The organism is Olleya sp. KKT75 (assembly GCF_055635485.1).
In genome coordinates, this window is sequence record NZ_CM145759.1 from 2954972 (window position 1) to 2980568 (window position 25597).

Below are 25597 nucleotides of genomic sequence, written 5' to 3' on the forward strand. Positions count from 1 at the left end.
TAACCAAAAAAGCTACCGTTTGGTAGCTTTTTTTATGTTTTTGGGTTTAAAATAACGTGTTTAAGTAATTAATTTAGCAAATAAAAATCGAATAGAATATTTCGTAGGAATATTTGTAAGTAGGCTAGAACTAACAATGGATTATATACTTTGTTAGCACCAGTATTTTTTCTATTTATCATATCTGCTAAAATCAGAAACATAACACACAAGAGATAATGCCTTTAAACTATTTAATTCTTTTCCATAATCATTTGAAATTCCGTGCATAACTCCGTGTCTATTTAGGTCACTAAAATAATTAGAGTTTTTAGTTTTTGAATTGTAATAATCAGTTAATGAGTTTTTTTCTGATAGAACATCTATAATTGGATGATTTTTTTCTTTATCCTTGATTTTTTTGATTTTGCTTCCGCTAAATATTATTGAATCACATATTCCATCTGCTTGGGATAAAAACAATATTGTGGAAGAATAAAACATTTTTTTTCGATAGGCTTTAAATGCTTCTGAAAGTATATCTGTTCTATTATTATGATAATTAATAAGGTTAGATTCAATTTCTTTTATATTTTTCTTAAAGTACTTAATCAAAATACTTTCTGCTTCCATAATTTTATCATTTTCGAATAACTCAACTAAATCGAAAACTGTTTTTACTTCTATAAAAGGAGGAATGTACCAGCCGAATTTCGCAAAAATCCTATCAGTTTCTTTAAAAGTATAATTTGGAAAATTTAAATTCTCGGTTAGGAGTTTTAGTTTTTCAGATTGTTCTTTTAGTAATCCTATAAGTTTATAAGTTGTGTCCAAAATTTGAAGTTTAAATCTTTATCGGTTTTTTTATTTTGGTGCTAACGGTGACGTATAAGAATTGTGCTTGTTTGATTTAGGAATAAACTTACGCATTATTTTTATACAATGTTAGCATACGTTTTTTTCTATTAGCAAAAATATAGCTGTAATTATAAAAATCGGAAAGCTCCCAATATTTACGCTATACCAACCATAATATCCTTTATTTTTTAAATCTCCATTGTTCTTTATCCAAATTCCGTCTGACAATCTTCCCCATTGCATTTGAAAAGCTTCTCTTTTAAAAACTTTTTTATAAAACTCAATAATCCCTTTTGAGATTAACAAAGTCAGAAAAGGTGAAAAAGTCAGAAGAGTGCATTTAAATGGACAGAAATAAGTCCAATTCATTAACTCCATTATAATTCCAAGAAATCCAATTAAAAAAGTAATTTTTAAATACCGTTTATAATATTTGTCATCTTTTAGGTCTTCCGTAAATGTTATTATTACCATACTAAAGAGTTGGTAAATTATAATAATTATATAAAAATATACTTCGGAAAGTGTCATTTTCAAATGTATGCTAACTTAAAACTGATCTAAATCGTTTTTAATAACTTATATCAGTAGTTATTTTAAATCCGAAGGTAATGGTTTTATTTTGTAAAGTAAAGGCCTTATTGCATTGTAATAATCTATAAATTAAACTCAAACCTTAGTTAGATCTTTAAATGACGATGTTGCAAATAATGCCACTTTCGAAATTTTAAAAGGAGACACCTTAATTGGAGATGCCTTAAATACATTGTCTAAATAGAATAAGAGTTTCTTGTTTTTTTTGTTTTCGGGTTTAAAATAACGGTCTTGTGTATGGTTAGTTGCGTGTTTCAGCAACTAATTTAGTAAACAAAAACGAACGCGAGAAAATTCCGAAGGAATTTTCCAAATAAGGACTTACCAAAGCAATTAATTATACACGTTGTTGTAACACGTTTTTATTCCGATTTACAGTTATGATTCCGTACTTTTTAGTTTGTATAAGTCTAACTGCTTTTTGTAATAATTGAATTGTCTTGTAGAGAAAACTAAAAAGAAAATAAATGGTGTTAATAAACTTAATTTCGGTAATTCTAAATTTCCAAAATCAATATTTGCAATATTCCAATCATAGGCTTTTAAATAAAAAATGTAAAAAATAGTAATTCCTATAAATATCAGTACTAAAGATATAAGAATTCTTAATTCCCATTTTTCCATTTCTTTTTTATAGAATTTAATGTTCTTTTTTATTTTACTTTTTTTTGCCATTCAGTTGTATTATCTCCATACAAAGATAAATTTCAACTATTTAATATTCAATAGCTTTGGTTAATAGTTATCAACGTCGTTTTAGAATATAATCTTATATTTTACTTGGTAAACTAAAATATGTATTAAAATAGGTATTTTTGTTTTTCATATTTAGAATATGACCTATATATTATAAATTTTGTTAATAACTTCTACTATTATGAAACTATATATCGTTAAAGGAATTGAAATTGATAGAAAAAAGTCAAGCAGTACACTAAAAAAAGTAAATAGTTTTATCGGTTTTTACACAAACCTAAAAGAAGTTTATAGTCAATTTGATCGTAAAACTATTATGTCATATTCGTCTGTTGCGAATAGAATAAATGAAACCAACTATTATATTACTTATGATTCAAATTTTCTAATTGATGAAAAAATGATGAAGTTTCAACAAGTTCGAATTGAAAGAGTTCAGGGAAACAAAATTTATCACAAATCTAGAGATGTAAATATAAGTCCATTGATTTCTCAAGAATTTAGCGACTTCAAGTTTTAATCTCAAATTTTTAGGTTCTGCTCAAATGTGTTACAACTTAAAACTGATATGACATCGTTTATAATGCTTATATCAGTAGTTATTTTAAATCCGAAGGTAATGGTTTTATTTTTTAAAATCAAGTTTAGATTACGTCTAGAATTTAAGAAACTTATACTTCTTTGTGTAGTAAATTCAACATTTATTCCTGCTCATAATCATGCACAAAAGTAATGTGTGGGCTGCTAGCCATTAAGTTAGGATTTGTGCCTTCAATCCCTTCAGGAATGGGTTGATTACGTGTTTTATAATAGGTTATCCAACTTGGCATTGGGTGTCCTGTACTATCGTTAAAGGTCATTGGGTGTGTCAAAAAAGGAATTGCTGCTGTTGCTAAATTTTGAGTGGAGAACATTTTATAGACTAATTCTGAGCAATAATATGATGTATCGTCCCATAAAAAAATATCGTCATAAGGTGTGTTTAGTCTCTCCATTCCGTAGTCCAAAGCTTTTGCAATATAGGGTTGGTAAATGCTATCTAATCTGGCGACTGTAGTTTGCGATTTGTTTAATTTGTTTTTATTTCGGTCTAGAAACGTTTTTAAAGAGGTTTGAGAAACCCCGATTTTTGGATAGGCTTCCACAACAAACCATTGGTCGTCTATTTGCATGGCGATGCCAACATGAGAGTAGTTTTTAGATAGTGATGTTGCTGTTACATCTTTGATTGCGTTAGCTACATCACTTGTGCCCGTATTTTGAAACAGTAAATCGCCTTGTTTTAATTTAAACGTAGTAGTGTTTTTATTACTATTACAGCTTATAAAAACAAGAGATGCTATAAAAAGGAGATACGTTTGTTTTAGCGTTAGAGACATGTTTTTTGTGGTTAGTTTTAGGTTGAATAGAATAGGTCTGAAAATAGTAATTAGTTTACCTGTTATTAGTGGATTTTCTCATCATTTTTAATCCTATTATCAAACAATAGATAAAACCGAAGCTATAAATAATTAGTAAAAGTTTATCTAAGGTTTCTAATTTAGTTTTAGTCCAAAAATAATAGCTCCAAAACCCAAAAAATATCAGATTAAAGAGTAAAATCAAAGGGAGTTTGAATTCTATTTTTTTTAAAGCTTCGTTTTTAATTACAAAAGTATTGGATACATTATCGTGTAAAGCTTTTTCGTCATCACTTAATCCAGAAAATATACTAATAAATCGGCTTATATTTCTTTTAATTAACTGTATCACTGTTGGCTTTTCTCCAACATGGTTTACAACTTGAGTTTGTGTTTGGTACTTACCAGGTGTTCTACCCGAAATATATTCAAAAGAAAAATAGTAAATAAATCTGACAAGTATATAAATTAAAAAAGCTAATGGGAGGTTTTTATAAGTGTAAAAAGCTATTAAAACACCCATAAAAGAAGATATAATAAAATCCATTATTAGGTTTTCACCACGATCATCCTCATTTGCTAAATTAAGATTTTTATATTTTTTGTTCGTGATTTTCATTTATATAAGACAGGCAGTTTAGTTTCTTAAATGGTTAATTTAGTGGTTTTATTTTAACCGTTCAAATTTTAATTTTTCTAACCAAAAAAAGCCACCAAATTGGTGACTTTTTTTTGATGTGTATTTTTATAAAGAGATTTATTTAGGGGCTTTAAGCTTATGCTTTTGATATGCAGTGCTAATTACCTTTAAATAAATAATTTTGAATATTTACCTCTATTTTATAACCAATTTAAAAGTTTCAGTGACCAATTTATCAGATACTTCTACAAAATAGACACCATTAGACAAATTATCCAAAATAATTTTTTGACTAAGGTCAAAATCACTAAATGATTTAATTTTTGTTCCGTTAATTGAATAAATTACGATGTTAGAAATTGTATTTTTTTTAGATTTATTTGTTATATAGAAAACTCTAGAAGTAGGGTTAGGATAGATAGAGTAGGTGTTAGTATTTTCGGTTAATTCATTTATCCCAAGTGTCTCATCCGCGAGGTATCTTACGATAGCAAAATCGTCACTATTTCCTGAAACTCTGGTCGATCCTGCCAATAGTATCTTGTTATTTTGAAACGCCATAGAATAAGCGTAATCGGAAGAATTGTTATTTAAATCTGTTAATATAATTCCATTATTACCAAAACTGGAATCTATGGATCCATCAGAATTATATCTAGCTAATCCAAAATTAAAATCAAATGTGGTTCCATTAATAACATAACCTCCAACTAAAATCTTCCCATCGCCTTGCAGTAATGCAGAAGTACATATTTCAAAATCTAATCCATGATCTATTATTGAAACACCATTAATACCAAATGAAGTATCTACACTTCCATCTATATTATACCTAGCTAATGCAAAATTATCATCTTCTGTTCCTATGTAAGAAGATCCGCAAACAACTATTTTATTATCAGGTTGAATAATTAAAGCATTTCCACTATCATCACCTCCATCTTCATAAGTTGTAAAAATTATTCCATTAGAATTAAAGGTAGTATCTAAACTACCATCAGAATTATACTTTATTATAGCTTTGTCAAATGAATCGCCATTGATTCCAGAATGATTATTACCGCTAGTTCCTGTTACTATTAATTTATTATCTGATAGCAGTTTTATATCAGTTAAATAATCCACCGATCCTAAATCTGTTGTTACAATTCCGTTTGTACCAAATGTTGAATCAAAAGTACCTAGCTCTGTTAATTTAATTACACCGTAGTCAAAAAAGAATCTACAACCAATATAAATTTCATGATTTGTTGATATTGCAACAGCAATAGCGACGTCTTCAGAACTAATATTGTAAACAAAAATACCATTTGTAGCAAATGAAGTATCTATAGTTCCATTAGAATTAAATCTCGCTACTACTACTTTGTTATCTGTTTCGCCAACTGTAATTATTTTTCCATCCGACTGAAAAGTAGAACTTATTGCATCTTCATCTAAACCATTTATATCCAAAGTTACAATTCCGTTAGTACCAAATAAAGTATCTAATGAGCCATCAGAATTGTACTGTGCTAGAGCAATATCTTTATTGCCATTACTATTTGTAGTATAACCAGATACCACAAAAGCACCATTATCCTTTACAATAATTGAAAGACTTTTATCACTTAAAAGATTGTCAGAAATGTCATTAATTACAATTCCATTTGTTCCGAATGAAGTATCTAAGCTTCCATTTTGAGAATAACTAAATTGAAATATAAGAATTGAAATAAATAGTAATTTTGTTTTCATAGGGTTTAGTTTTTTTTATGATTAATTTCTGCATCGAATTTAAAGGTTTTAAGTAGTTAAGTCAAGCTTTTCTTACAATAAATTCATTTTAAACTTGTTTTAATTTCTAAATAAAAAAACATTTGCTTGATAACAGTTGGTTAGCTATAATTTTAGTCTGTCTTTAAATTAATAATTGTGAGATGTTAAAATAATCTTTGAATCTTTTTATTACAAAATGTTGCGTCAAGTATTGTAGTAAAATGTTTATTTATCAAAAAAAAGCCACCAAATTGGTGACTTTTTTAGACTTGTAATCAAGTATTTATAGTAAATGATTTTTTATTTTGAATAAGCGCCAGACGAGTAGGTAAGCTCATAACTATGCGTGTAAATTTCAAATACAATTCCAAAAGGATCTTCCACGTAGCACATTTTAAAAGGCTTGTCTTTTGGATAGTATTCTCTAATTGGCATTCTTTGTTTTCCGCCGTAAGCCAAAATTTTCTCAATAAGGTCTTCAATATTTGGGTCTTGGATGCAAAAATGAAATAATCCAGTATTAAACGGATTAAATTCGGGTGCTTCTTTTATACCATTCGGAAAAGAAAATAACTCTATTCCAATACCGTCAGACGTTGCTAAATGTGCAATTTCAAATTCGGTCCAATCGTTACCAAAAACATCAATACACATTTGACCAATCGCAGTTTCTGTTTCTTTTTTGACAGTAGATGGTTCCATTATAATGTACCAACCCATAACTTCAGAATAGAATTTTACAGCTTCTTTTATTTCGGGAACCGTAAGTCCTATATGAGAAAATGATTTTGGATAATTTTGATTTGTTGTCATAACATTTATTTTAGATTACAAAATTAATCTATATTTGCTTTATAGGCAATAACTTACCAAAAAGTAGTATAGTTACCTAAACGAGTAAAATAATATAAATCAACACTTTAAATATATAATATTGAATAAAGAAATTAACTGTCCTCTGAATTATACAATGAATTTGATAGGCACAAAATGGAAACCTTTAATTTTATTTCATTTATTGGAAGGTAGTATGCGTTCTGGAATCTTACAAAAGCAAATTCAAGGAATTTCAAATAAAATGTTTACCCAAACCGTTAGAGATTTAGAAAAAGATGGACTGATTTCTAGAAAAGTATATCCTGTTGTTCCTCCAAAAGTGGAATATAAATTAACTACAAGAGGGAAGTCTCTAGAGGCTATTTTAAGAAGTTTAGATCAATGGGGTTTGGATGACAGTCAGAAGTAGTGGAGGTGTTTCTATATTTTAGTCATTACTAATTCTATATGGTCCAAAGCGTAAACTAAATCAATTAAGATTAAAGTTTCACATGTCATAATTATTAATCTGAAGGTTTTAAATAACCGTAGTAATTAAGGTTTCTAAAATTAGTTGCCCTTCTTTCCAATGTTTTAGATTAGAATTTGAATTTATATGCCCTTTAGAGCCGATATTGATAAATTGACTACCCCAACAGTCTGCGAAGTATTTAGCACGCTCTAGACTTACGTAATTATCATTTTCGCTAGCGACTACAATGGAAGAAAAGGGAAGTTTTGAGGTTGGCATAACTGAAAAATCTCGAACACTTTCAGGTGTATGACTAGGCGAATCTACATCTGCAGGTGCAACTAATAATGCGCCTTTTATATACGGGTTAGTATTCTTGGTAGCCCAATGTAATACTAATGACACTGCAAGACTATGAGCAACTAATATGGTTGGTACATCAAGATTTTGAAGTTGTTTGTTTAATTTATCTAACCAATCTTCAAGGTTTGGAGCATTCCAATCGTCTTGTACGACCTCGATAGTATTGTCAAATTGCTTTAACCAAAAGGATTGCCAATGGTTTTCTCCAGAACCTCCAAGTCCAGGAATAATTACTATTTTGGTGTTTTGATTGTCCATTATTACGTCTGATTTTTAATAAAGTAGTTCCCTAAATATAGTAGCACTTTGTTTTAATGCCTTACATTAAATAGTGTCTTAATTTCTAAAATTAACGAGTGCCTTTACTCAAAAATAATCAAACCGCATTGTTTACTTCAATCCAATAACCATCTGGATCTTGAAAGTAAATTTGCTGGATACCATCATCCCGCACATAATCTTTTTTAGGCGTATCACGCCAATCAGAGTAATATACTTCTAAACTTTTAAGGTGCTTTACAAAAGCGTCAAAATTAGCAGTTGCTAAAGCAAAATGAATGGCTTTATTGGTTTTAACCTCTAATTCTGGTCTAGGTATTAAATGGATTTGTTTATGATCTGTAAGTGCCAACCATCTGGTTTTAGAACTGGACGCAGTGTTTTTAACTTCTTCTATCCTAAAAACGGATTGATAAAAAGCAACCGATAGGTCGACGTCCTTTACAGAAAGTGCAATGTGATCCAATACAAATGTCATGTTAGTCTCTTTTATATTTAGCATTTAAAACTAATCAAAAGGCTTTGAATTATTGTAATAAAAAGGCTTTTAAACCATCGTAATCACTAATTTTAGTAGCGACTTTGGTTTTGTCCATAACCGCTTCAATTTGTGGTGGTAAGGCTTGCTTTTCTTTAATTACGTCTTCAACAACATCTAAAAACTTAGTTGGATGCGCAGTTTCTAAAAACACACAATGTGCCTTAGGATGCGCTTTTAAGTAAGATTTGCATCCTAAATAGCCAACAGCGCCATGTGGATCTGCAACGTAGTTATAGGTATCGTAAATCTCTTTTAAAGCCACTTTTGTTTCTTCATCAGTAAAGCTAAAAGAAGATAAGTTTTCTTTTAACGCGTTAAAGTTATTTTTGTAAATTTCTTGGATACGTATAAAATTACTTGGATTACCAACATCCATCGCGTTACTAATGGTTTGAACTGATCGTTTTGGAGTGTACAGTTCCGTTTTTAAGTAATTAGTAACCACGTTATTTTGATTATTAGACGCAATAAAATGTTTAATTGGTAAGCCTAACTGCTGTGCCATCATTCCGGCGCATACATTTCCAAAGTTTCCGCTAGGTACAGAAAATACAATCTCTTTTTGTGTTTTGTGTAGTTGTTTATAAGCAAACATAAAGTAGAGTAGTTGTGGTAACCAACGTGCTACATTAATAGAGTTTGCAGATGTTAATTGCATTTTACTGGTTAACGTATCATCCAAAAAGGCACGCTTAACCATATCTTGACAATCGTCAAAGACACCGTCCACCTCTAAAGCTTTAATGTTTTGTCCTAACGTTGTTAGTTGTTTTTCTTGAATATCGCTTACTTTTCCTGAAGGATATAAGATTACAACATTTACACCTTTTACACCCAAAAACCCATTGGCAACAGCACCTCCTGTGTCTCCAGAAGTGGCTACTAATACCGTTACTTGATTAGTGTTATCTTTATTAAAATAGCCTAAACAACGCGCCATAAAACGGGCGCCAACATCTTTAAAAGCCATAGTCGGACCGTGAAATAGCTCTAATGTTGAGATGTTATCATTAAGCTTTACCACAGGAAACTCAAACGATAAGGTTTCGGCAATAATTGTTTTTAAAACCTCTTTTGGAATATCAGGACTCACAAATTGTTGTAAGGCCTCAAACGCAATATCTGTATAGCTTAAAGTGTCAATATTTTCAAAAAATGAAGCCGGTAAAGGCGTTATGCTTTCTGGAAAATACAATCCTTTGTCTGGCGCTAACCCTTTTACAACAGCATCTTTAAATGTTGTATTTGGTGCTTTATGGTTTAATGAGTAGTAGTTCATTTTTTTGTTTTTGTTTGTCTTTACGCGGACGCAGGACGTGGCACTCTATTTTAATTATTTTGTTTACTGGTAATGCCGATTAACTTAATATTTTCATCCCTTGAGTGTTAATTTTAGAGACATAAGTATTAAAATTAATAGCTGTTTTAGCATAAATAGTAGTCATCGCTTTAGCTACATCTTCCGCAGTTTTTTTGCTTTTTGATAAAGCGAATATAGACGGGCCAGATCCAGAAATTCCGGCACCCAAAGCGCCTGCTTTTATAACTTCGGTTTTAACCGAATCAAAATGTGGTATTAATTGACTTCTATAAGGCTCTACAACTACATCAACTAAGGCTTGGCTTAGCAATTTATAATCGTTAGTATGCAACGCATGTACCAAACTACCAACGTTTGACCATTGTGTTATGGCGTTTTGCAACGGAATCTGTTTTGGTAAAATAGCACGCGCTTCAGAGGTTTTAACTTCAATTTGTGGATGTATAATAGTCACAAATAAATCTTCTGGAGTTGGTAATTGTAATACTTGTAAAGGTGTTGTGCTTTTTACTAAAGTAAAACCGCCAAATAGGGCAGGAGCAATATTATCAGCATGCTCGCAACCACTAGCAACCGCTTCGCCTTTCATAGCAAAATTGGTTAATTGTGTTTGATTATACGGTCTGCCTAATAGCTCGTTTATAGCAAACACACTTCCGGCAGCACTTGCAGAACTGCTTCCAATCCCGCTTCCTGGCTTAATGTTCTTATAGATTTCTATTTCGAAACCGCAATCAGGATTAGCGTGATTATATAAGGCTAAAGCCGAAACACTAGCTACATTTTTATGCGCTTCAAAAGGAAGATCAGCACCAACGATTTTAGTGATTTTGATTCCTTTTTCAGTGGTTTTTCTAATCACCATTTCGTCACCAATAGTATCTAAGCAAAAGCCTAAGACGTCAAAACCGCAAGAAACGTTAGCGACTGTGGCTGGTGAGAATATTTTGATTTCGTTCATTTAAAACTCCTTTTTATAATTTCCGCGAAAGCGTTACTCTTTTTACTAATTACTGCCTTTACTATGGCTTATTTATTACCTATTCTGATAATATCTGCAAATAATCCGGATGCTGTAACATCTGCACCTGCACCAGCACCTTTGACTATTAAAGGCTGTTCTGGATAGCGTTGTGTGTAAAACATAACAATGTTATCTTTTCCTTCAAGATTATAAAAAGGATGTCCTTCTGGTACTTCTTGTAATCCTACTTTAGCTTTTCCATTTTTATATTCGGCAACATATTTTAGTTGACAATTATTAGCTTGTGCAGAAGCGTATAGTTTTTGAAAATGTGCTTCGTCATTAATTAAAGTATCGTAAAAATCGTCAACAGAAGTGCTATTTAAATTAGCTTCGGTTAAAAATGAATCGTTTACAATGTCTTCGATTTCCATCGGAATTCCGTTTTCACGGGCTAAAATTAATATCTTTCTTGCGACATCAATTCCGCTTAAATCAATACGCGGATCAGGCTCAGTATACCCTTCAAATTGGGCTTGTTTTACTGTATCATGAAAATTCTTTTTATCACTAAAATTATTAAACACAAAGTTTAAGCTACCAGATAGAACTGCCTGTATACTAATTACTTTGTCTCCTGATGCAACTAAATTATTAAGTGTATTAATTATTGGTAATCCGGCACCAACATTTGTTTCGTATAAAAAAGGTGCGTTGTATTTTAATGATAAATCTTGTAAGTTTTTATAGTTAACATACTTATCAGAACAGGCTATTTTATTACAAGCAACTACTGCGACACTTTGTTTAAGATAACTGTCATATATTGCTGCGACATCCTTATTAGCGGTTACATCTACAAATATGCTATTTCTAAGATTTAGGCTATTTACTTTATCTAAAAAGGCAGTGATGCTTGATGGTTCTGCGTGATGGAATTGTGCTGTCCAATTATTTAAATCAATACCTTTTGGATCAAAAATCATTTTTTTAGAATTTGCCATTCCAACAATTCTGACATCTAATTTTAAGTTTTTCTTTAAAAAACTATGTTGTTGCTGTATTTGGTCTATTAGCTTTTCTCCAACGTTTCCAATTCCGGTAATAAATACGTTTAATTGTTTAGTGTTAATCTCAAAGAAACGCTCGTGTAAACTGTTTAATGCCTTGCTAACATCATGCTCATTAATTACAGCTGAGATGTTTTTTTCTGACGCACCTTGCGCAATAGCTCTGACATTAATATTGTTTTTTCCTAAGGTACTAAAAAGCTTTCCGCTAATACCTTGGTGGCTTTTCATGTTATCACCAATTAATGCAATAATTGAAAGTCCTTTTTCAACGATAATAGGATTTATTTTATGTAAAGATATTTCGTATTCAAATGCTGTGTTTATGGCTTGTTCTGCCTGTTGGGCATTACTAACATCTATTCCAAAACAAATAGAATGCTCTGAAGACGCTTGTGTTATAAAAATGATGTTTATTTTTTCGTTGGCTAAGGTTTCAAACAGACGTTTAGAAAACCCTGGGATACCAACCATACCACTACCTTCTAATGTTAAAAGTGCGACATTATCTATATGACTAATCCCTTTAACGGTCAGGTTACTTTTATTGTCTTGATTAGAGATCACTGTTCCGTTAGCTTCCGGGTGTAATGTGTTTTTTATGTGTATCGGGATAGCTAAATTTAAAACCGGTTGTACTGTTGGAGGGTATAAAACCTTCGCACCAAAATGCGACAGTTCCATAGCTTCTTGATACGACAAATTAGTAATCGGGTAGGCCTGCTTTACTAATTTTGGATTAGTAGTATACATCCCGCTAACGTCTGTCCAAATTTCTAATTGGTCTACTTTTAAAGCAGCTGCAATAATAGCTGCTGTAAAATCTGATCCACCACGACCTAGAGTTGTTACTTCTCCAGCTTGCGATTTTGATACAAACCCAGGAAGTATTGTAATTTGCTGATTGGCGTTATTAAAGTAATCTGTAATATTCTTGTTAGTTATGTCGTAATTAACTTCTGCTTTTGTAAAATTAGAGTTAGTAACAATAAGCTCTTGACTGTTTTTTAAGACAGCATTTAAGCCCATTTCTTCCATTGTTTTTGCAATTATAAAAGACGAAAGTAGCTCTCCAAAACTAACTAGCTTATCAGATGTTTTTGGAGACAACTCGTTAATCAAATAGATACCATTTAGTAGTTGTTTTAAGTCTTCAAACTTTACATCTACTTCAGACGTGATTGCTTTAGGTTTTGTACTTAAGCCTTCAATAACTTTATAGTGAGTGGTTTTTATTTTTTCAAAAATAGTAAGGTAGCTTTTGTCTTTTTGCTTAGCTAATGTTCCAGCTTGTAGCAATTTATCAGTAATACCACCAACAGCGGATACTACACAAACGACAGTACTAGATTGCGATTCTTTTTGAAGAATGGCGATAACTTTTTTTATGTTTTGTGCTGAACCAACAGAGGTTCCACCAAATTTTAATACTTTCATTTTTAAATTATTTTGTGATAAAAATTGTAGTTGAAAAACTACCCAAACGGAAGGAATATATAGTCATTAACCCAAAAGGGTAATGGTCATAATTAACGTAAAAATAGTATGTCTTTTTTTCATTTTATGCATCTATACCTATCAAATGTATTACTTTTACTTTTATCAAAAAAACTAAACATCAATTTTTGCGAGATTGATAATTAATAGCCAATATATTATTAAAATGAAAATATTTTCGAAAGAACAAATTTATGAAGGCGATGCTTTAACAGCTAAAAAACAAGGTATTACATCTACCGATTTGATGGAGCGTGCAGGTATACAAATTTTTAATTGGTTGCATATGCGTATGCAAGGCGCACAAGTCCCAATACACGTGTTTTGTGGGATTGGAAACAATGGAGGAGATGGTTTAGTAGTTGCTAGACATTTAATAACACACGGATATAATGTAAAGACTTACATTGTTAATTATAGTACAACACGATCTAAAGATTTTTTACTTAATTATGATCGTATTAAAAGCACAACTAAAGATTGGCCTGTAGTATTAGCTGATGATTGTGAGATGCCTGTAATAGAAGAGAAAGATATTATTGTAGATGCTATTTTGGGTATAGGTATTAATCGTCCTGTGGATCCTTGGGTAAAGTCATTATTTAATCACTTTAGAGCTACTAAAGCTTTTGTTTTAGCCATAGATGTGCCTTCAGGTTTATCTACAGATGCAGCGCCAACTGATGAAGAAAGTGTTGTAAACGCAGGATACACCTTAAGTTTTCAAACACCAAAATTGGTTTTCTTTTTGCCAGAATTGGCTAAATATACGGTACAATGGGAAGTTTTAGATATTGGTATTGATCCAGAATATTTATTTACGACACCAACTGTAGCTGAGTTAATTGGAAAAAATGAAGTCTTACCAATTTATAAGCCTAGAACTAAGTTTAGCCATAAAGGAGATTTTGGACATGCTTTAATTATAGGTGGGAGTTACGGTAAAATAGGATCTGTTACGTTAGCTAGTCAAGGCGCATTAGCTATTGGAGCTGGTAAGGTTACAGCGTACACACCAAAATGTGGTTATATTCCATTACAAGTTGGTTTTCCTGAAGCAATGGTTATTACAGATAGCGATGAGGAAAAAATTACGGCTATAAATTATGATATAACACCAAACGTTATTGCGTTTGGAGTTGGTGTTGGTACAGATGCTAAAACAGTTACTGCTTTTGAAACGTTTTTAAAAACAAACAAAACAGCTTTAGTTGTTGACGCGGACGGTTTAAATATACTATCTAAAAAGAAAGCATTATTAAAATTATTGCCAGAAAACACAATATTAACGCCACATCCAAAAGAGCTTGAAAGACTTGTTGGAACATGGAAAGATGATTTTGATAAGCTTAAAAAAACGAAAGCATTTGCTAAAAAATATAAGTGTATTGTTGTTATTAAAGGTGCCAATACAATTACTGTTTTTGATGATAAGTTGTATGTAAACTCAACAGGAAACCCTGGGTTATCAACAGCTGGTACTGGAGATGTTTTAACAGGTATGATTGCTGGTTTAGTAGCACAAGGTTATGACGCTTTGTCTGCTGCAATTTTTGGTGTGTATTTACATGGAAAATCTGCCGATTTATTAATCGAGGATTTGGGTTACCAAAGCTTTATAGCTAGTCATGTTATTGAAGGTATATCGTTGGCCTATTTAGATATGTTTAAGCAACCAGAGCCACCACAAGTTGAAACTGAAGAAGAAGGTGTAGAACCACAAGGATAAATTAAATATAAGTACAAAAAAAAAGCGAACTGAAAAGTTCGCTTTTTTTTATATCAGTTTTAAACTAGCTTAGATTCCGAAAGAACTTAAGTACTCGTTTATTTTTGGATATGATGGTCTTGGAGCATCAGCATTAACAATATTACCATTTGGATCTATTAAGATAAATCTAGGTATAGAGTTAATTTTATAACCTGTAACAAAATCAGAGCTGAAAGATTTATCAGCAAATAGTTGAATACCACTCATTTCTTTTTCAGCAATCATTTTTCTCCAAGCTTCTTTAGATAATTTAAAAGATTCTTCTTTGCTTGCAGCTCTATAACCTCTTCCATCATCTGTAGAGATACTTACAAAAGCAATATTTTTACCTTCGTAATCTTTTTCTAAAGTTTGTAATGCAGGAATTTCGCCAATACAAGGTCCACACCAAGTTGCCCAAACATCTACATAAACATATTTACCTTTTAAGTCAGATAAAGACACTGTTCCACCTTTATAGTTTTCGTAATTTTCAAAAGTAGGAGACACTGTTCCTGCAGGTAATTCTTGTTTTAATTTAATACCACCTAATACATATCCTTTTAAACCGTCTAGCATTGGGCTAACTTGTTCTTTAGATTGTGCAATAAGTGTAGAGTCAATGCTTACGTTTTTATCATAAAAAGCAATCATTTCATTTTTTAAACTCTCCATTTTAGAATTCAATCCAGTTTCATCTAAACTTTTTAAAGCTTCGATATCAATTAAACCTTCTTCAAATTTTAGTTTTTCACCTAAAAAATTAGTTTTTTCAGCACCTTTTCCAGAAAAAGCAATCGTTTCATCAAATGCTTTAGTGTCTAAAGTCATTTTGATATCCATATCATTAGCTAAAAAGATATTAGTTTGCTCTTTACCATCATATAATCCGTAAACTCCAGATTTAACTTTTAGTGTATCACTAAACGTTCCGTCTTCATTAACTTTTATCGTTCTTTTAAAGTCTCTACCTTGGTATACAAATAAAGAGTCACTGTTTTTATTTTCTATTTTACCAGATATTGTAGCATAATCTTTAGGGGCTTCCTTTTTGCAAGCAACAATAGATAATGCTGCTATACAAACTAATAGTTTTTTCATTGTTTTAATTTTATTTAAACCAAAAATATATAGAATTCTTATAGATATAAAGTTTTTTTTTAATTATTAACAATTACTTGCATATTATTATAGTATTGATGACTTTTGACTAGTTAAATTAAGCAAATGAAAACAACGCACATTATATCTTCAACGCCATTAGATTTGGCGACTATACAATCGATAATTTTAGAACAAAAACAATTAGAATTATCAGAGCAATCTATTGTTAAGATTAATGAGTGTAGAGCTTATTTAGACGAAAAACTAAAATCTGAAACTAGACCAATTTATGGAATTAATACAGGATTTGGGTCTTTATATAATGTAAAGATTAGTACCGAAAATTTAACGAAACTTCAGGAGAATTTAATGATGTCTCATGCTTGTGGTACCGGAGATTTGGTACCTAATGAGATTGTAAAATTAATGTTGCTATTAAAAATACAATCATTAAGCTACGGACATTCTGGAATACAGTTAAAAACTGTACAACGTCTAATAGATTTTTATAATAACGATGTTTTACCATTGGTTTACACACAAGGATCTTTAGGTGCCTCTGGAGATTTGTCACCTTTAGCACATATGTCATTACCATTAATTGGTAAAGGAAAAGTGTTTTATAAAGGCGAAACTTTAGAAGCAAAACAAGTGTTAGAGCAATTTAATTGGGAACCAATAACGATGCAGTCTAAAGAAGGATTAGCATTGCTTAATGGAACACAGTTTATGAGTGCTTATGGTACGTCTTTACTATTAAAAGCGTATAAATTATCTTATTTAGCAGATTTAATAGGAAGTGTGTCTATTGATGCTTTTGATGGTAGAATAGAGCCTTTTAATGAATTAATACATTTGGTAAGACCGCATAATGGTCAATTAAAAACAGCCAAACGTGTGCGTGACTTTTTAGAAGGAAGTGAAATTATTACTCAAGAAAAACAGCACGTGCAAGATCCTTATAGTTTTAGATGTATCCCACAGGTACATGGTGCAACTAAGGATACGCTTGCTTTTGTTGAAAAAACGTTTACTACCGAAATTAATTCTGTAACGGACAATCCTAATATTTTTGCAAAAGATGATGAGATTATCTCTGGAGGTAATTTTCATGGTCAACCATTAGCGTTAGCTTTAGATTATTTAAAAATAGCGATGGCGGAAATTGGAAATATATCGGAAAGACGTGTGTTTCAATTAGTCTCAGGACTAAGAGGTTTACCTGCATTTTTAGTGGATAATCCAGGTTTAAATTCTGGTTTTATGATTCCGCAGTACACTGCAGCAAGTATTGTAAGTGCTAATAAGCAGTTGGCATCTCCTGCCAGTATTGATAGTATTGTATCTAGTAATGGTCAAGAAGATCATGTTAGTATGGGTGCTAATGCAGCAACACAAGCCTATACTTTAATAAATAATGTAGAACGTGTTTTAGCTATCGAGTTGTTTAATGCGTCTCAAGCATTAGCTTTTAGAGCGCCATTAAAGTCAAGTGATTTTATAGAGGCCTTTTTATCTAGCTATCGTGATGTTGTTCCTTTTATAAAAGAAGACGAAATTTTGCATGATGATATTCAGGCATCTATTGCATTTATTCAGACTATTGGTATTGATTCAGATGAATTATTCTAAGAGATTTGCGCGCGTATAGCGTTATGTTCAAGTGTTTTTATAGCCCAAAACATGGCATTGTCCATAGTTTCAAATAGTTTGAATTTGTTTTTATAGAACAGTTTTTCTATTTCAGAAATTTCTGTTTTCCTAGTTTTATTACAAACCACGCCAAATCCTATGATATTTTTGATTTTAGAAATATTGGTATATAATGTAGGATCAATAGAGTAGGAGTTTATGCGATTTGTAATATAAACCATTGGATAATCTCCTAAATGTTTAAAAACGGTTAATACAATGGTCTCACTTAATTCAGGAGTAAGATGTACGCCTTCGTTAACTGTACCAATTACTATTTTGTTTTTTTTGAAAATTTCTAAGGAACAGAAATTTAATTTTATTGTTGTACTCATAATAGCATTTACTTAGGCTACTTAAGGTACTAATTGTAGACTAAAAAAATAAATACAACAGAATGATTTAAGCTATTTATCGCTTAAAAGTCATTTTATTCGTCAAAATACTTATTTTGATCTAGTTTTCATTATTGTTTTAATGTTATTGAATAGATTTGAATAACTTAAACTAATTGGTTTAATCAATAAAAGATTCTGATTGGTTTTCTTTTAATCTTTTTAAGGCCCAAGCTTTGGCTTTATCTAAATCAGAAAATATTTCAAAAGGCTTATTTAGAAATAAGCGCTCTATTTCCGCATTTCTAGCTGATAGCGTTTGAGAGACTACAGCAAAACCACGCAAAGTTTCAATTTGAGAGACGTCTCTATATATAATAGGATCTACAGCATAAGAATTGACTCTATTAGTAAGATAAACAAATGGTCTATTTTGAAAAGTGACTTTTGCAAAATGAATGATGGCATCAGACAGCTCTTTATTTAGAGTAACCCCTTCATTAATCTCCGAAATAAGGATACTATTAGAAACTAATAGTGTTCCGAAGGATAATTTTGTTTTTGCGTACATTTTAAGTCAATTAAAAAAGCTTCACTAAAGTTAGTGAAGCTTTTAATATTTTGCAAATATACTTTTAATCTTAAGATTCTGCAGGCTTTTCTGCTTTTTCTATTGCTATAGTGATTTCGTCAGTTTTTGAATCTAAATCCATCACTATTTTATCACCTTCTTGCAGTTTAGCGCTAATAATTTCTTCAGCTAAAGCATCTTCAACATACTTTTGAATAGCACGCTTTAAAGGACGTGCACCGTATTGTTTATCAAATCCTTTATCCGCGATATAATCTTTAGCAGCATCAGTTAAAGTTAATTTATAACCTAAACCGTCAATACGTCTTAGCAGTCTATCTAATTCGATATCAATAATTTTATTAATATCTTCTTTTTCTAAAGCATTAAAGACAACTACATCATCAATTCTGTTTAAAAATTCTGGAGCAAACGATTTTTTAAGTGCATTTTCAATAACACTTTTTGCATTTGCGTCTTCCTGAGATTTTTGAGAAGCTGTTCCAAAACCAATACCTGTTCCAAAATCTTTTAATTTTCTTGCTCCAATATTTGATGTCATTATAATGATAGTATTTCTAAAATCGATTTTACGACCTAAACTATCCGTTAAATAACCATCATCTAATACCTGAAGTAACATATTAAAGACATCTGGATGTGCTTTTTCAATTTCATCTAAAAGAATTACAGCGTAAGGTTTACGACGTACTTTTTCTGTTAATTGACCACCTTCTTCATATCCTACGTATCCTGGAGGTGCACCTACTAGTCTTGAGATAGCAAATTTTTCCATGTACTCACTCATGTCGATTCTTATCATAGCATCTTCGCTATCAAACAATTGATTAGATAAGACCTTGGCTAACTGTGTTTTACCGACTCCTGTTTGACCTAAAAAGATGAATGACCCGATTGGCTTGTTTGGATCTTTAAGTCCAGCACGGTTACGTTGTATCGCTTTTACAACTTTTGCAACTGCTTCATCTTGACCAATTACTTTTCCTTTAATAAGGTCTGGTAATAGCGATAGTTTGTTACTTTCGGTTTGAGCAATACGATTAACAGGTATTCCTGTCATCATGCTTACAACATCTGCAACATTATCTTCGCTAACAATTTCTTTATGTAACTTGGTGTCTTCTTCCCATTTTTCTTGGGCAACAGCTAATTCTTTCTCTAAACGTTTCTCGTCATCACGTAAACGTGCTGCTTCTTCGTATTTCTGTTTTTTAACAACAGAATTTTTTGTTTCTCTAACGTCCTCTAATTTTTTCTCTAATTCTATGATCTGTTTTGGTACACTTATGTTGGTAATGTGTACTCTTGAGCCAGCTTCATCTAAGGCATCAATTGCTTTGTCCGGAAGAAAACGTTCCGTCATATAACGGTTGGTTAACTTTACGCAAGCCGCAATAGCTTCGTCAGTATAGGATACATTATGGTGTTCTTCATACTTACCTTTAATGTTGTTAAGTATTTCAATAGTTTCGTCAACAGTAGTTGGTTCTACAATTACTTTCTGGAAACGTCTTTCTAAAGCACCATCTTTCTCAATATATTGTCTATACTCATCAAGAGTGGTAGCTCCAATACATTGGATTTCTCCTCTTGCTAATGCAGGTTTAAACATGTTAGAAGCATCTAAACTTCCTGTAGCTCCACCAGCACCAACAATAGTATGAATTTCGTCTATAAATAGAATAACGTCATCATTCTTTTCAAGCTCATTCATTACCGCTTTCATACGCTCTTCAAATTGGCCTCTATATTTAGTACCAGCAACTAAACTAGCTAAATCTAAAGTAACTACGCGCTTATTAAATAATATACGAGATACTTTTTTACTTACAATTCTGTTGGCTAATCCTTCAGCAATTGCTGATTTACCAACACCTGGCTCACCAATTAGTAATGGGTTGTTCTTTTTACGACGAGATAAAATTTGAGATACGCGCTCAATTTCTTTTTCTCGTCCTACCACTGGGTCAAGTTTACCTTCTTCAGCCATAGCTGTCAAATCACGTCCAAAATTATCTAACACAGGTGTCTTAGATTTTTTGTTTCCTTTAGCTCCCCCAGGAGTATTAAATATGTCTTTAGAACTAGAGTCTTCAGAAGATGGGTCATCTTGAAATGACTCAGCTTTTGGTGCTCCAGTTATGTCTTCGAAGTTATCGTCGTTTGTTATCATAGACTTAAATTGTTCTTTAACGTTATCATAATCTACTTTAAGCTTATTTAAAAGCTTAGTTGTAGGGTCGTTTTCGTTTCTAAGTATACACAATAATAAATGTGCTGTGTTTATTGATGTACTTTGAAACAGTTTAGCCTCTAGAAAAGTGGTTTTTAATGCACGTTCTGCTTGACGCGTTAAGTGCAAATTTTTCTTTTCGTTAGAAGTAATAATGGTATTAGGATTAGCAGGACTTAATATTTCGACCTTTCGCCTTAAATGATTTAAATCAATATCTAACGCATTTAAAATATTAATTGCTTTTCCGTTCCCGTCTCTTAATAAACCAAGCATTAAATGTTCAGTACCTATAAAGTCATGTCCTAAGCGTAATGCTTCTTCCTTACTATAGGCAATGACGTCTTTTACTCTTGGTGAAAAATTATCATCCATATATTTGTTCCTTTCAGCTTTAAAAATAGTAAACATATTTACTAATGGCAAAAACTATACCTTAAATAATATGTTAATTGTTTAAAGCTTGAAAGTACAGATAATTTCAAAATAAAGCACAATTGAGTTATTAACTAAAAAAGGGAATCAAATTGTTAATAAAAAACATCAAAAAATAGACTTAAAAGGCGTACGGTTACTAATGAAAGTTTTATATTAGCGTGTTTTGAAATAATGAATAAAACTAATTAAATTTATATATGGCAGAAGGAGAGAAGGTCATTCCAATTAATATTGAAGATGAAATGAAATCGGCTTACATTGATTATTCAATGTCAGTCATTGTGTCACGTGCATTACCAGACGTTAGGGACGGGTTAAAACCTGTACACAGACGTGTATTATATGGTATGCATGAACTGGGTGTTAGAGCAACCGGAGCGCATAAAAAGTCGGCAAGAATAGTTGGGGAAGTTTTAGGAAAGTATCACCCACACGGGGATACATCAGTTTACGATGCAATGGTACGTATGGCTCAAGAGTGGAGTTTACGTTATATGTTAGTAGACGGTCAAGGTAACTTTGGATCTGTAGATGGAGATAGTCCAGCTGCAATGCGTTATACAGAAGCACGTATGCGTAAGATATCTGAAGACATGTTGGCAGATATTGATAAAGAAACTGTAGACCATAAATTAAACTTTGATGATACTTTAGAAGAACCAACGGTTTTACCAACACGCATACCGGGTCTTTTAGTAAATGGAGCATCTGGAATTGCTGTAGGTATGGCAACAAACATGCCTCCTCACAATTTAACGGAAGTAGTAGATGGTACTATTGCTTACATTGAAAACAATGATATTGAAATAGATGAGTTAATTACACATATTAAAGCTCCAGATTTTCCTACAGGAGGAACAATCTATGGTTATGATGGTGTAAAAGAAGCTTTTCATACAGGTAGAGGGCGTATTGTTATGCGTGCCAAAGCTATTATTGAAGAAGTGCAAGGTCGTGAGTGTGTTATTGTAACGGAGATTCCGTATCAGGTCAATAAGGCAGACATGATTAAAAAGACTGCTGACTTAGTTAATGATAAAAAGCTTGAAGGTATTTCTACTATTAGAGATGAATCTGATAGAAATGGAATGCGTATTGTCTATATCTTAAAGCGTGATGCTATACCTAATATTGTACTTAATAAATTGTATAAGTATACAGCATTACAATCTTCTTTTAGTGTAAACAATATTGCATTAGTTAATGGAAGACCTCAATTATTGAATCTAAAAGAATTGATTCATTATTTTGTAGAGCACAGACATGAAGTTGTAGTAAGACGTACCACTTATGAGTTACGTAAAGCTGAAGAAAGAGCACATATATTAGAAGGACTTATAATTGCATCGGATAATATAGACGAAGTAATTAGTATTATTAGAGCTTCCAATAATGCAGATGAAGCACGTGCTAATTTAATTGAACGTTTTAAACTTTCTGAAATACAAGCAAAAGCTATTGTAGAGATGCGTTTGCGCCAATTAACTGGTCTAGAACAAGACAAGTTACGTAGCGAGTATGATGATATCATGGTAACTATTGATGATCTTAAAGACATTCTTGCTAAGAAGGAAAGAAGAATGACTATTATTAAGGACGAGTTGCAAGTTGTTAAGGAAAAATATGGAGATGAGCGTCGTTCTGTAATAGAATATGCTGGTGGAGATTTAAGTATCGAAGATATGATTCCGGATGCACAAGTAGTTATTACTATTTCTCATGCAGGTTATATTAAACGTACATCTTTAACTGAGTATAAGACACAAAATAGAGGAGGTGTTGGTCAAAAAGCATCAACTACTAGGAATGAAGATTTCTTAGAACACTTATTTGTTGGTACTAATCACCAATATATGTTATTCTTTACTCAAAAAGGAAAATGTTTCTGGATGCGTGTTTACGAAATCCCAGAAGGAAGTAAAACGTCTAAAGGTAGAGCTATCCAAAACCTTATAAATATTGAGCAAGACGACAAAGTAATGGCGTTTATTTGTACTCAAGATTTAAAAGATGAAGATTATATTAATAGTCATTATGTGATTATGGCAACTAAAAAAGGTCAAGTTAAAAAGACTTCTTTAGAGCAATATTCAAGACCAAGAACTAATGGTATTAATGCTATTACTATTAAGGAGGATGACGAATTATTAGAAGCTAAATTAACAACTGGTAATAGTCAAGTTATGATAGCACTAAAATCTGGTAAAGCTATTAGATTTGAAGAAGCTAAAACTAGACCAATGGGAAGAAATGCTTCTGGAGTTAGAGGTATTACTTTAGCACATCCAAAAGATGAAGCTATAGGGATGGTGATCGTAGAAAACCCTCAAGAGGAAACGGTACTTGTGGTTTCTGAAAACGGATATGGTAAGCGTACTTATATTGACGACCCAGAAGATGGAGAAGCAGTGTATAGAATTACAAACAGAGGTGGAAAAGGAGTTAAAACCATTTCAATATCTGAAAAAACAGGTGGTTTAGTATCTATTAAAACAGTAACAGATACTGATGATTTAATGATAATTAACAAATCGGGTATTGCAATTAGAATGGCGGTAGAAAGTCTACGTACTATGGGAAGAGCAACTCAAGGAGTTAAATTGATTAACCTAAAAGGTAAAGACTCAATAGCAGCTGTTGCAAAAGTAATGAAAGACGAAAACGAGGAACTAGATGAAACTCTAGAAGGCGTTGAAAACAGTACTGAAGCAGAGGATGGCACAACTATTGATATTACAGAAGAAGAATAAATAACAACAAATTTAAAAATAACTAATAATGAAAAAACAATTAATACTTGGGATAGCGTTACTTGTATCTGTAAGCTCAATTGCGCAGAAAAAAGAAATCAAAGCTCTAGAAAAAGCAGTAAAAAATAGTAACTATGCTGAAGCAAAAGGTTTAGTTACACAATTGCAATCTATGGAAGGTGCTATGGATGGTAAATTAAAAGATAAATATTATTTAGCTTCTGCTAATGCCTTTTTTGCAAATGGTACAGCATCTTACGGTGATATTAGTAAAGCAGTTGAGTTACTTGGTAAGTTATCAAATAATTCTGTTGAAGGAGATAAATTAAAAAGAACGATTGAAAATGGTTTGCTTACTAAAGCAAATAATTCTTATACAAATAAGGATTTTGCTAATGCAGCAATAGGTTTTGAAAATCTTTATAATGTAAACAAAACAGATCCTTCTTACTTATATTATGCAGCAGTTAGTGCATTAACAGCACAAGATATGGACGAAGCATTAAGATACTATGTTATGCTTGATGAATTAAACTATACAGGAGTAGAAACAGAATATTTTGCTACTAATTTAGAGGGAAAAGAAGAAGTTCTTGATAAAAATGTAAGAGATAATTATGTGAGATTAAAAACGCATACTAATCCTGGAGAAAGACAAACAGAGTCTAGACAAGGTGAAATTACTAAAAATATTGTAATTATTTATACTAACAAAGGTGAGACTGAAAAGGCTTTAGCAGCAATGAAAAAAGCTAGAGATGCTAATCCAAACGATTCTAACTTATTAGTTACTGAAGCAAACCTTCAATATAAATTAGGGAATACAGCAAAATATGAAGAGTTAATTAGTCAAGCATTAAAGAATGATCCTAACAACTCAGAGTTGCTTTACAATTTAGCTGTATTAGCAAACGATTCAGGTAATTCTGAAAAAGCTAAAACGTATTATTCTAAATCTTTAGAGATTGATCCAACTAACGCAAATACATTAACTAATTTAGCTGTATTGATTTTAGCTGACGAACAGTCAATAATCGATCAAATGAATAGTTTAGGTACTTCTGCTGCAGATAATAGAAAATATGATGAGCTTAAAGCAAATAGATTATCTTTATATAACGAAGCAATTCCATATTTAGAGAAAGTTGTAGAGATCGCTCCAGACAATAAAATCATTGATACTTTGGTTAGTATTTATGGTGCTGTTGGTCAAGACGATAAAGCTAAAGCAATTAAAGCAAAAAAGATTTAAGTTATATTTATAACAAAACTCAATAATAAAAAAAGCCTTCAGTAATGAAGGCTTTTTTTTATGTCCAATTTTAAGTATGGTTAGGTAGATTGATAGTATATCTTATAATATCGAAAAGTAGTATTTGCTTAGTAAATAATTATAGAAGTCACAGAAGTTAGTTTAAGTGTGCTAAATATTATAAACATACTTTATGAGGATGC

The 25597-nt window shown here is 31.6% G+C and carries 22 protein-coding genes; 6 read left to right on the top strand and 16 right to left on the bottom strand.

What is annotated here, in order from left to right:
• Positions 1 to 171 precede the first annotated feature (171 nt).
• The 3 genes from ACZ2G2_RS13240 to ACZ2G2_RS13250 all read right to left on the bottom strand — a co-directional run bounded on the left by ACZ2G2_RS13240 (position 172) and on the right by ACZ2G2_RS13250 (position 2106).
• Entirely contained in the window at positions 172 to 813 is a 642-nt protein-coding gene (locus ACZ2G2_RS13240) for a hypothetical protein (protein WP_470392625.1), read from the bottom strand.
• Positions 814 to 924: 111 nt separating this feature from the next.
• A complete protein-coding gene (locus tag ACZ2G2_RS13245; protein WP_470392627.1) occupies positions 925 to 1311 on the bottom strand; it encodes a hypothetical protein in 387 nt (128 codons plus the stop codon).
• Positions 1312 to 1809: 498 nt separating this feature from the next.
• On the bottom strand, positions 1810 to 2106 hold the full coding sequence (locus ACZ2G2_RS13250) for a hypothetical protein (protein ID WP_470392629.1): 297 nt from the start codon (positions 2104 to 2106) through the stop codon (positions 1810 to 1812).
• A gap of 202 nt (positions 2107 to 2308) precedes the next feature.
• On the opposite strand from ACZ2G2_RS13250, the gene ACZ2G2_RS13255 reads away from it, so the two are divergent.
• Positions 2309 to 2647 carry a hypothetical protein gene (locus ACZ2G2_RS13255; protein ID WP_470392630.1) on the top strand — a complete coding sequence of 113 codons (339 nt, stop codon included), beginning with the start codon at positions 2309 to 2311 and terminating at the stop codon, positions 2645 to 2647.
• A gap of 181 nt (positions 2648 to 2828) precedes the next feature.
• On the opposite strand, the gene ACZ2G2_RS13260 is transcribed toward ACZ2G2_RS13255, so the two are convergent.
• From ACZ2G2_RS13260 to ACZ2G2_RS13275, 4 genes are all read right to left on the bottom strand, one after another.
• Positions 2829 to 3506, bottom strand: coding sequence for a YiiX/YebB-like N1pC/P60 family cysteine hydrolase (locus tag ACZ2G2_RS13260; protein WP_470392632.1), 678 nt, complete (start codon positions 3504 to 3506; stop codon positions 2829 to 2831).
• 55 nt (positions 3507 to 3561) lie between these two features.
• Positions 3562 to 4146: an RDD family protein gene (locus tag ACZ2G2_RS13265; protein WP_470392634.1), complete on the bottom strand. Its 585-nt coding sequence runs from the start codon at positions 4144 to 4146 to the stop codon at positions 3562 to 3564.
• A gap of 216 nt (positions 4147 to 4362) precedes the next feature.
• Positions 4363 to 5904 (bottom strand): T9SS type A sorting domain-containing protein, encoded by a 1542-nt coding sequence (locus ACZ2G2_RS13270; protein ID WP_470392636.1) that lies wholly within the window; start codon positions 5902 to 5904, stop codon positions 4363 to 4365.
• Positions 5905 to 6225: 321 nt separating this feature from the next.
• Positions 6226 to 6738, bottom strand: a complete 513-nt coding sequence (locus ACZ2G2_RS13275; RefSeq protein WP_470392638.1) for a VOC family protein — start codon at positions 6736 to 6738, stop codon at positions 6226 to 6228.
• A 157-nt stretch (positions 6739 to 6895) separates the two neighbouring features.
• Here ACZ2G2_RS13275 and ACZ2G2_RS13280 point away from each other — a divergent pair, with 157 nt between their 5' ends.
• Positions 6896 to 7171, top strand: a complete 276-nt coding sequence (locus ACZ2G2_RS13280) for a winged helix-turn-helix transcriptional regulator (RefSeq protein WP_470392640.1) — start codon at positions 6896 to 6898, stop codon at positions 7169 to 7171.
• A 108-nt stretch (positions 7172 to 7279) separates the two neighbouring features.
• Here ACZ2G2_RS13280 and ACZ2G2_RS13285 read toward each other — a convergent pair whose 3' ends face one another.
• From ACZ2G2_RS13285 to thrA, 5 genes are all read right to left on the bottom strand, one after another.
• Positions 7280 to 7834 carry an RBBP9/YdeN family alpha/beta hydrolase gene (locus tag ACZ2G2_RS13285; RefSeq protein ID WP_470392642.1) on the bottom strand — a complete coding sequence of 185 codons (555 nt, stop codon included), beginning with the start codon at positions 7832 to 7834 and terminating at the stop codon, positions 7280 to 7282.
• A gap of 118 nt (positions 7835 to 7952) precedes the next feature.
• Positions 7953 to 8357: a VOC family protein gene (locus tag ACZ2G2_RS13290; protein WP_470392644.1), complete on the bottom strand. Its 405-nt coding sequence runs from the start codon at positions 8355 to 8357 to the stop codon at positions 7953 to 7955.
• Positions 8358 to 8382: 25 nt separating this feature from the next.
• Entirely contained in the window at positions 8383 to 9675 is a 1293-nt protein-coding gene (thrC, locus tag ACZ2G2_RS13295; protein WP_470392646.1) for a threonine synthase, read from the bottom strand.
• A gap of 79 nt (positions 9676 to 9754) precedes the next feature.
• Positions 9755 to 10678 carry a homoserine kinase gene (locus tag ACZ2G2_RS13300; protein WP_281847860.1) on the bottom strand — a complete coding sequence of 308 codons (924 nt, stop codon included), beginning with the start codon at positions 10676 to 10678 and terminating at the stop codon, positions 9755 to 9757.
• A gap of 68 nt (positions 10679 to 10746) precedes the next feature.
• A complete protein-coding gene (thrA, locus tag ACZ2G2_RS13305) occupies positions 10747 to 13188 on the bottom strand; it encodes a bifunctional aspartate kinase/homoserine dehydrogenase I (protein WP_470392649.1) in 2442 nt (813 codons plus the stop codon).
• A 226-nt stretch (positions 13189 to 13414) separates the two neighbouring features.
• On the opposite strand from thrA, the gene ACZ2G2_RS13310 reads away from it, so the two are divergent.
• Positions 13415 to 14977 (top strand): NAD(P)H-hydrate dehydratase, encoded by a 1563-nt coding sequence (locus ACZ2G2_RS13310; protein WP_470392651.1) that lies wholly within the window; start codon positions 13415 to 13417, stop codon positions 14975 to 14977.
• 69 nt (positions 14978 to 15046) lie between these two features.
• On the opposite strand, the gene ACZ2G2_RS13315 is transcribed toward ACZ2G2_RS13310, so the two are convergent.
• Complete coding sequence (locus ACZ2G2_RS13315; RefSeq protein WP_090842356.1) at positions 15047 to 16099, bottom strand: TlpA family protein disulfide reductase; 1053 nt, start codon at positions 16097 to 16099, stop codon at positions 15047 to 15049.
• A 126-nt stretch (positions 16100 to 16225) separates the two neighbouring features.
• On the opposite strand from ACZ2G2_RS13315, the gene hutH reads away from it, so the two are divergent.
• Positions 16226 to 17734, top strand: coding sequence for a histidine ammonia-lyase (hutH, locus tag ACZ2G2_RS13320; RefSeq protein WP_470392653.1), 1509 nt, complete (start codon positions 16226 to 16228; stop codon positions 17732 to 17734).
• Here the strand turns inward: hutH and ACZ2G2_RS13325 are convergent.
• From ACZ2G2_RS13325 to ACZ2G2_RS13335, 3 genes are all read right to left on the bottom strand, one after another.
• Complete coding sequence (locus ACZ2G2_RS13325) at positions 17731 to 18129, bottom strand: hypothetical protein (RefSeq protein WP_090842351.1); 399 nt, start codon at positions 18127 to 18129, stop codon at positions 17731 to 17733. The two genes, hutH and ACZ2G2_RS13325, sit on opposite strands and share 4 nt — an antisense overlap.
• Positions 18130 to 18310: 181 nt before the next feature.
• A complete protein-coding gene (locus ACZ2G2_RS13330) occupies positions 18311 to 18700 on the bottom strand; it encodes a hypothetical protein (protein WP_470392655.1) in 390 nt (129 codons plus the stop codon).
• 70 nt (positions 18701 to 18770) lie between these two features.
• Complete coding sequence (locus tag ACZ2G2_RS13335) at positions 18771 to 21329, bottom strand: ATP-dependent Clp protease ATP-binding subunit (RefSeq protein WP_090842383.1); 2559 nt, start codon at positions 21327 to 21329, stop codon at positions 18771 to 18773.
• A gap of 260 nt (positions 21330 to 21589) precedes the next feature.
• Here ACZ2G2_RS13335 and gyrA point away from each other — a divergent pair, with 260 nt between their 5' ends.
• Together gyrA and ACZ2G2_RS13345 are read left to right on the top strand one after the other, a co-directional pair.
• Positions 21590 to 24142 (top strand): DNA gyrase subunit A, encoded by a 2553-nt coding sequence (gyrA, locus tag ACZ2G2_RS13340; RefSeq protein WP_470392657.1) that lies wholly within the window; start codon positions 21590 to 21592, stop codon positions 24140 to 24142.
• Positions 24143 to 24170: 28 nt separating this feature from the next.
• Positions 24171 to 25394, top strand: a complete 1224-nt coding sequence (locus ACZ2G2_RS13345; protein WP_470392658.1) for a tetratricopeptide repeat protein — start codon at positions 24171 to 24173, stop codon at positions 25392 to 25394.
• The last annotated feature ends 203 nt before the right edge of the window (positions 25395 to 25597 follow it).

What these genes read in the sequence shown, in the direction of transcription:
- ACZ2G2_RS13245 (WP_470392627.1), bottom strand. Translation starts at nt 1,311, where the DNA reads ATGGTAATAATAACATTTACGGAAGACCTAAAAGATGACAAATATTAT.
- ACZ2G2_RS13250 (WP_470392629.1), bottom strand. Translation starts at nt 2,106, where the DNA reads ATGGCAAAAAAAAGTAAAATAAAAAAGAACATTAAATTCTATAAAAAA.
- ACZ2G2_RS13255 (WP_470392630.1), top strand. Translation starts at nt 2,309, where the DNA reads ATGAAACTATATATCGTTAAAGGAATTGAAATTGATAGAAAAAAGTCA.
- ACZ2G2_RS13260 (WP_470392632.1), bottom strand. Translation starts at nt 3,506, where the DNA reads ATGTCTCTAACGCTAAAACAAACGTATCTCCTTTTTATAGCATCTCTT.
- ACZ2G2_RS13265 (WP_470392634.1), bottom strand. Translation starts at nt 4,146, where the DNA reads ATGAAAATCACGAACAAAAAATATAAAAATCTTAATTTAGCAAATGAG.
- ACZ2G2_RS13270 (WP_470392636.1), bottom strand. Translation starts at nt 5,904, where the DNA reads ATGAAAACAAAATTACTATTTATTTCAATTCTTATATTTCAATTTAGT.
- ACZ2G2_RS13275 (WP_470392638.1), bottom strand. Translation starts at nt 6,738, where the DNA reads ATGACAACAAATCAAAATTATCCAAAATCATTTTCTCATATAGGACTT.
- ACZ2G2_RS13280 (WP_470392640.1), top strand. Translation starts at nt 6,896, where the DNA reads ATGAATTTGATAGGCACAAAATGGAAACCTTTAATTTTATTTCATTTA.
- ACZ2G2_RS13285 (WP_470392642.1), bottom strand. Translation starts at nt 7,834, where the DNA reads ATGGACAATCAAAACACCAAAATAGTAATTATTCCTGGACTTGGAGGT.
- ACZ2G2_RS13290 (WP_470392644.1), bottom strand. Translation starts at nt 8,357, where the DNA reads ATGCTAAATATAAAAGAGACTAACATGACATTTGTATTGGATCACATT.
- thrC (WP_470392646.1), bottom strand. Translation starts at nt 9,675, where the DNA reads ATGAACTACTACTCATTAAACCATAAAGCACCAAATACAACATTTAAA.
- ACZ2G2_RS13300 (WP_281847860.1), bottom strand. Translation starts at nt 10,678, where the DNA reads ATGAACGAAATCAAAATATTCTCACCAGCCACAGTCGCTAACGTTTCT.
- thrA (WP_470392649.1), bottom strand. Translation starts at nt 13,188, where the DNA reads ATGAAAGTATTAAAATTTGGTGGAACCTCTGTTGGTTCAGCACAAAAC.
- ACZ2G2_RS13310 (WP_470392651.1), top strand. Translation starts at nt 13,415, where the DNA reads ATGAAAATATTTTCGAAAGAACAAATTTATGAAGGCGATGCTTTAACA.
- ACZ2G2_RS13315 (WP_090842356.1), bottom strand. Translation starts at nt 16,099, where the DNA reads ATGAAAAAACTATTAGTTTGTATAGCAGCATTATCTATTGTTGCTTGC.
- hutH (WP_470392653.1), top strand. Translation starts at nt 16,226, where the DNA reads ATGAAAACAACGCACATTATATCTTCAACGCCATTAGATTTGGCGACT.
- ACZ2G2_RS13325 (WP_090842351.1), bottom strand. Translation starts at nt 18,129, where the DNA reads ATGAGTACAACAATAAAATTAAATTTCTGTTCCTTAGAAATTTTCAAA.
- ACZ2G2_RS13330 (WP_470392655.1), bottom strand. Translation starts at nt 18,700, where the DNA reads ATGTACGCAAAAACAAAATTATCCTTCGGAACACTATTAGTTTCTAAT.
- ACZ2G2_RS13335 (WP_090842383.1), bottom strand. Translation starts at nt 21,329, where the DNA reads ATGGATGATAATTTTTCACCAAGAGTAAAAGACGTCATTGCCTATAGT.
- gyrA (WP_470392657.1), top strand. Translation starts at nt 21,590, where the DNA reads ATGGCAGAAGGAGAGAAGGTCATTCCAATTAATATTGAAGATGAAATG.
- ACZ2G2_RS13345 (WP_470392658.1), top strand. Translation starts at nt 24,171, where the DNA reads ATGAAAAAACAATTAATACTTGGGATAGCGTTACTTGTATCTGTAAGC.